General features: G+C 64.0%; 5 protein-coding genes. 4 read left to right on the top strand and 1 reads right to left on the bottom strand.

What is annotated here, in order from left to right; all coding sequences use genetic code 11:
- Positions 1-709 (top strand): S1 RNA-binding domain-containing protein (locus EN750_RS12220; protein ID WP_127396579.1); only part of this gene is annotated, 709 nt, incomplete at its 5' end.
- On the opposite strand, the gene EN750_RS12215 is transcribed toward EN750_RS12220, so the two are convergent.
- Positions 710-1,621: a LysR family transcriptional regulator gene (locus EN750_RS12215; protein WP_127396578.1), complete on the bottom strand. Its 912-nt coding sequence runs from the start codon at positions 1,619-1,621 to the stop codon at positions 710-712. It lies immediately after the preceding gene.
- Positions 1,622-1,755: 134 nt separating this feature from the next.
- Here EN750_RS12215 and EN750_RS12210 point away from each other — a divergent pair, with 134 nt between their 5' ends.
- From EN750_RS12210 to EN750_RS12200, 3 genes are all read left to right on the top strand, one after another.
- Positions 1,756-2,952, top strand: a complete 1,197-nt coding sequence (locus EN750_RS12210; protein WP_127396577.1) for an acyl-CoA dehydrogenase — start codon at positions 1,756-1,758, stop codon at positions 2,950-2,952.
- Positions 2,953-3,064: 112 nt separating this feature from the next.
- A complete protein-coding gene (locus tag EN750_RS12205; protein WP_127396576.1) occupies positions 3,065-6,424 on the top strand; it encodes a transglutaminase family protein in 3,360 nt (1,119 codons plus the stop codon).
- 6 nt (positions 6,425-6,430) lie between these two features.
- A partial coding sequence (locus EN750_RS12200; protein WP_189526162.1) for a circularly permuted type 2 ATP-grasp protein occupies positions 6,431-6,868 on the top strand: 438 nt, incomplete at its 3' end.

Raw genomic sequence — 6,868 nt, 5'->3', positions numbered from 1 at the left:
GCTCAAGGTGGCTCGGCTTGGACCTCGGGCCTTCGAACAGTCCGCCGGCTTCCTGCGCATTGCCAATGGCAGCGAGCCGCTCGATGCCTCGTCGGTGCATCCGGAGGCCTATGGCGTGGCGAAGAAGATCGTCGCCGCCTGCGGGCGCGATGTGCGGTCGTTGATGGGCGATAGTGCCGCGCTGAAGGCACTCGACCCGCGCGTCTTCGTCGACGAGCGTTTCGGCCTGCCGACGGTGCGCGACATCCTGGCGGAGCTGGAAAAGCCCGGCCGCGACCCGCGCCCAGGCTTCAAGACGGCGACCTTCGCCGACGGCATCGACGACATCAAGGATCTGAAGCCCGGCATGCTGCTCGAAGGCACGGTCACCAATGTGGCCGCCTTCGGCGCCTTTGTCGATATCGGAGTGCATCAGGACGGGCTGGTGCATGTCTCGCAACTGGCCGACCGGTTCATCAAGGACGCGCATGAGGTCGTGAAGGCCGGCGATGTGGTCAAGGTGCGGGTCGTCGACGTCGACATCAAGCGCAAGCGCATCGCGCTTTCCATGCGCAAGGATGGCGGCGAGGGTGGCGCACCGCGTGGCGGGCCACGCGACAATGGTGGCGGCAGGCCACGTTCGCCGGCACCGCAGCAACGCCAGCCGGAGCGGCCGGCACAGCAAGGCGCATTCGGTGCTGCCTTGGCGGATGCGCTGAAGCGAAAGTAGCTACCACGCCAGAACGGCCGGCTCCTTCTCGACCTGGCCCAGCAGCCAGTCGCGAAAACTGGCGACTGGCGGATGGCCGCGCTTGTGGTGTGGGACGACGAGATAGTAGGCGCTGCGGCTTTGCATGGGCTGGCCTGGCGCCGGCACCAACTGGCCGCGCTGCAATTCACCTGCAATGAGGATCAGCGGCAGCAGCGCCACGCCGAGCCCCGCCATGCAGGCCTGGGCGGCGGTGCCGAACTGCTCGAACTGCATGCCCGGTCCGGTCGGCGCGCTCAGGCCCTGATGCTCGAACCATTCGGTCCAGGCGCCAGGACGCGTCGCCATGTGCAGCAGCGGCAGGCGGCCGATATCGGCCGGTGAGGCGATGGCGCGACCGGCGAGGAATTCGGGCGACACGACCGGCGCCACGGTTTCGCGCACCAACAGTGTCGAGTCGGCCTCAGGCCAGTCCGGCAGGCCATAGTGGATGGCGGCATCCAGCCTCTCCCTGGCGAAGTCGAAGCGGCCGACGCGGGTGACGAAATTGATGGTGATATCGGGATTGTTTTCTACGAAATCGGGGATCATCGGCATCAGCCAGCGCGTGCCGAAGGTCGGCAGAATGGCAAGGTTCAGGATGCCGCTATGCCGATTGCTCATCAATCCAAGGGCTGCGTCACGCAACTGGCCAAGTGCTGAACGCACCGCCTCGGCGTAGATTTCGCCCGATGTCGACAGGCTGACATTGCGGCTGTCGCGTTCGAACAGTCGGCGGCCGAACTGATCCTCCAACAATCTGATTTGCCGGCTGACCGCGCCTTGGGTCAGGTCTAGCTCCTGGGCGGCGGCGGTGAAACTGCCGAGGCGGGCCACGGCCTCGAAAGCGGCAAGGGCGCTGATGTTCGGCAAAAGGCGGCGTTGGACACTCATGATCCATTCCTAAAGCTCATTGATCGGTGAATCAATTTCGTTTGATTTTTTCGAGGCGCAGGCCGATAGAACGGCCCAAGATTTTGCTTCATGCATGTCATTTTGGGCGACATGCACTTGGTTGGGAGAACGCCATGGCCGCCGACAAGAATGCATTCGTCTGGGAAGATCCGTTCCTGATCGAGGGCCAGCTTTCGGAAGACGAGCGCATGGTGCGCGACGGTGCGGCCGCCTTCGCCGCCGACAGACTGGCGCCTCGGATCGAGGACGCCTACCTCAACGAGACATTCGATACCGCGATCTTCCGTGAAATGGGCGAGGCCGGCCTGCTCGGCATCAACATCCCTGAAGAATTCGGCGGTCTCGGCGCCAACTATGTGACCTACGGACTGGTCGCGCGGGAAGTCGAACGTGTCGACTCGGGTTATCGCTCGATGATGTCAGTGCAGTCGTCGCTGGTGATGTACCCGATCTACGCCTATGGCTCGGACGAACAGCGCAAGAAGTACCTGCCCAAGCTTGCCAGCGGCGAGTGGATCGGCTGTTTCGGCCTGACCGAGCCGGATGCCGGCTCCGACCCAGGCGGCATGAAGACACGCGCCGAGAAGACCGCCAACGGCTACAAGCTGTCCGGTTCGAAGATGTGGATTTCCAACGCGCCGGTCGCCGACGTGTTCGTCGTCTGGGCGAAGCTGAAGGGCGAGAACGGCAAGGACGAGATCCGTGGCTTCGTTCTGGAAAAGGGCATGAAGGGGCTTTCGGCGCCGAAGATCGGCGGCAAGCTGTCGCTCAGGGCGTCGATCACCGGCGAAGTGGTGATGGAAGACGTCGAGGTCGGCGAAGACGCGCTGCTGCCCAACGCAAAGGGCCTTGGCGGACCGTTCGGATGCCTCAACCGGGCTCGCTTCGGCATTTCCTGGGGCTCGATGGGCGCCGCCGAGGATTGCTGGCATCGCGCCCGCCAATACGGTCTCGACCGCAAGCAGTTCGGCAAGCCGCTGGCCGGCACGCAGCTCTACCAGAAGAAGCTGGCGGATATGCAGACCGAGATCGCGCTTGGGCTGCAGGCGTCCTTGCGCGTCGGGCGACTGCTGGATGAAGGCAAGATGGCGCCGGAAATGATCTCGATCGTCAAGCGCAACAATTGCGGCAAGGCGCTCGACATCGCCCGCCAGGCCCGCGACATGCATGGCGGCAACGGCATCCAGATCGGCTACCACGTCATGCGCCACGCGCAGAATCTGGAGACGGTCAACACCTATGAAGGCACGCATGACGTGCATGCGCTGATCCTGGGACGGGCGCAGACGGGGATACAGGCGTTTTTCTGAGCCGGCAACCGTTGCTTAAATTAGGTGCACCGCAACATCTCTGCTTGGAGAATGGTCGCCAGATGTGTCAGGGTTCAGCGAAATCGTTTGAAACGCTGAATTCCGGGGCTCCATGGCAATTCTGGCAGCTGTCTACCACCTGACCCACTACAAGTACGACCGGCCGGTGGTTCTCGGGCCCCAGATCATCAGGCTGCGGCCGGCGCCGCATTCCCGCACCAAGGTGCTGAGCCATTCGCTCAAGGTCGAGCCGGCCAACCACTTCGTCAATCTGCAGCAGGACCCCTACGGCAACTTCCTAGCCCGCTTCGTGTTTCCGGAGCCGGTGACGGAGTTGAAGATCGAGGTCGACCTCGTCGCTGACATGACGGTCTACAATCCGTTCGATTTCTTCGTCGAGCCGTCGGCCGAGGCATTTCCATTCGAGTACTCGGAAGAAATCCGCGACGATCTCGCCATCTATCGCACGCCGGAACCGGCGGGACCGCTGCTGTCGGCGCTGCTGAACACCATCGATCGCAGCGCTGCCAACACCGTCAATTTCCTGGTGGACCTCAATGCGCGGCTGCAGCGCGAGATCGCCTATATCGTGCGCATGGAAACCGGGGTGTTCTCGCCGGATGAGACGTTGGCCGCGAAAAAGGGGTCATGCCGGGATTCAAGCTGGCTGCTGGTGCAGATCCTGCGCAATCTCGGCATCGCCGCGCGCTTCGTCTCCGGATATCTGATCCAGTTGAAGCCCGATCTGATCGCGCTCGACGGTCCGCCGGGAACGGCGATAGACTTCACCGATCTGCATGCCTGGTGCGAGGTCTATCTTCCCGGCGCCGGCTGGATCGGCTTCGATCCGACCTCGGGCCTGCTCACCGGCGAAAGCCATGTGCCGCTGGCCGCCACGCCGCATTTCCGCAACGCGGCTCCCATTTCCGGCATGGCGAGCTTCGCCAATGTCGAATTCGGCTTCGAGATGCGGGTCGACCGCATCGCCGAGCATCCGCGCATCACCAAGCCATTTTCGGACGAAAGCTGGCAGGCGCTCGACGCGCTGGGCAACAAGGTCGATGCAGCGCTTGCCGCCGGCGACGTGCGGCTGACGATGGGGGGCGAGCCGACTTTCGTGTCGATCGACGATTTCGAGTCGGCCGAGTGGAACACCGCCGCCGCCGGTCCCACCAAGCGCGAAAAGGCGGATGAACTGATCCGTAAACTGCGCGAGCGCTTCGCGCCCGGCGGCTTTCTCCATTACGGCCAGGGCAAATGGTATCCGGGCGAAAGCCTGCCGCGCTGGACCTTTTCGCTCTACTGGCGTGCCGACGGCCAGCCGGTATGGAGCGATCCGTCGCTAATCGCACGCGAAAAGAGCGAGGCCGATATCGGCCCGAAGCAGGCCGAAAGCCTGCTCACCGCGATTGCCGGCGAACTCGGCATCGACAAGGCCATGGTCAGCGAAGCCTATGAGGATCCGGCCGAATGGCTGCTCAAGGAAGGCAAGCTGCCTGACAATGTCGATCCGTCCAACTCCAGGCTGGAGGATCCGGAAGAACGCAGCCGTATGGCGAAGGTGTTCGAACGCGGACTGACCAAGCCGTCCGGCTATGTGCTGCCGGTGCAGCGCTGGAATAGCCAGGCATCGGATCCGCGCTGGCGCTCGGAAAAATGGAAGACGCGGCGCGGCCGGCTGTTCCTGGTACCCGGCGATTCACCCGTCGGCTACCGCCTGCCACTCGGCACGTTGCCCTATGTGCCGCCGGAGCAATTCCCCTACATCGTGCCGGTCGATCCGTCGCTGCCACGCGGACCGCTGCCCGCGCGTGAAGCCATCCTGCCCTCGGCGGCTCCGGCTGAACTGGAAGGTGCCGACGAGATGGCGCGCCGCCAGCAAGCGGCATCGTTCACCGCTGCGACCGGCCAGCAGGACCGGGTCGAACAAGAGATCACCGAGATCGGCGGCGCGGTGCGCACCGCGCTTTCGGTCGAGCCGCGCGATGGGCGGCTTTGCGTATTCATGCCGCCGGTCGAGGCGCTGGAAGACTATCTCGAACTGGTCGCTGCGGCCGAGAACGCGGCGAAGGCGATCGGCCTTCCCGTGCATATCGAGGGCTACGGCCCGCCTCACGATCCGCGCCTCAACGTCATCCGCGTCGCGCCTGATCCCGGCGTCATCGAAGTCAACATCCATCCTGCTTCCAACTGGCAGGATTGCGTGGCGACGACGACGGCGATCTATGAGGAAGCACGGCAGACACGGCTTGGCGCCGACAAGTTCATGATTGACGGCCGCCACACCGGCACCGGCGGCGGCAACCATGTCGTGGTCGGCGGTGCGACACCCAATGACAGCCCGTTCCTGCGAAGGCCGGACCTGCTGAAGAGCCTGGTGCTGCAATGGCAGCGTCATCCGTCGCTGTCCTATCTGTTCTCCGGCCTGTTCATCGGGCCGACCAGCCAGGCGCCACGCTTCGACGAGGCGCGTCACGACTCGCTCTACGAGCTTGAGATCGCGATGGCGCAGGTACCGCATCCGGACCGGGGCAACGCACCCTTGCCATGGCTGGTCGACCGGCTGTTCCGCAATTTGTTGACCGACGTCACCGGCAATACGCATCGTTCGGAAATCTGCATCGACAAACTGTTTTCGCCGGACGGACCGACCGGTCGGCTGGGACTGGTCGAATTCCGCGGCTTCGAGATGCCGCCCAATGCACGCATGAGCCTCGCGCAGCAACTGCTTGTCAGGGCGATCATTGCCCGTGCCTGGAAGAGCCCGCTCGATGGCCGCTTCGTGCGCTGGGGCACCTCACTGCACGATCGTTTCATGCTGCCGCATTATGTCTGGGCCGATTTCCTCGACGTGCTCGACGACCTCAAGCTCAACGGCTTCGAATTCAGGCCCGAATGGTTCGACGCCCAGCTCGAATTCCGCTTCCCGTTCTGCGGTCAGGTTCAGCATGCCGGCATCAAGCTGGAACTGCGGCAGGCGCTCGAACCCTGGCATGTCATGGGCGAGCAAGGCGCGATCGGCGGCACCGTGCGTTTCGTCGATTCCTCGGTCGAACGGCTGCAGGTCAAGACCGAAGGGTTGAATCCGGAGCGCCACGCGATCGTCTGCAACGGCCGTATCGTGCCGATGAAGGTGACGGACAACAGAGAGGTCGCGGTGGCGGGCGTCCGCTTCAAGGCCTGGCAGCCGGCATCGGGCCTGCATCCGGCGCTGCCGGTCAACACGCCGCTGGTCTTCGACATCTATGACCGCTGGTCGGGACGTGCGGTCGGCGGCTGCGTCTACCACGTCGCCCATCCCGGCGGGCGCAATTACGACACCTTTCCGGTCAATGGCAACGAGGCGGAAGCTCGGCGGCTCGCCCGCTTCGAACCGCGCGGCCATACGCCATCCGCCTATGTGATCCGTGAAGAACAACCGGCGGAAGATTTCCCGATGACCCTTGACCTTCGGCGGCCGGCAAGACTCTGATCAGCGATGGCAAAGGGGAATCACAAGAGGGGACGCGGCAAGCCGCAGACCCACAGCCTGCTGGAGCACTACCAGCCGATCGACGGCGTCGTCGACGAGATGGTCGATGCGTCAGGCAATCCTCGCCCGGCCTGGAAGCATTTTGTCGGGGCGCTCGAGGAACTTGGCGCTGAAAAGCTCGGCCAGCGCTTTGCCCGCGCCGACCAGTATCTGCGCGATGCCGGCGTTTATTACCGCGTCTATGACAAGGCCGGTGCCAATGAGCGCGAATGGCCGCTGGCGCATGTCCCGGTTCTCATCGAGGAGAGCGAGTGGGCGGCGATCAGCGCCGGCCTCGTGCAGCGCGCCGACCTGTTCGAGGAAACCATCGCCGATATCTGCGGGCCGAACCGGCTGGTCGAGAAAGGCATCCTGCCGGCGGGATTGATCGCCGCCAGCCCGGAA

The sequence above is a fragment of the Mesorhizobium sp. M7A.F.Ca.ET.027.03.2.1 genome (genome assembly GCF_003999175.1).
Classification (GTDB): domain Bacteria; phylum Pseudomonadota; class Alphaproteobacteria; order Rhizobiales; family Rhizobiaceae; genus Mesorhizobium.
Note: the sequence above shows the minus strand (reverse complement) of the source record. Positions and strands in the feature narration are given on the sequence as shown.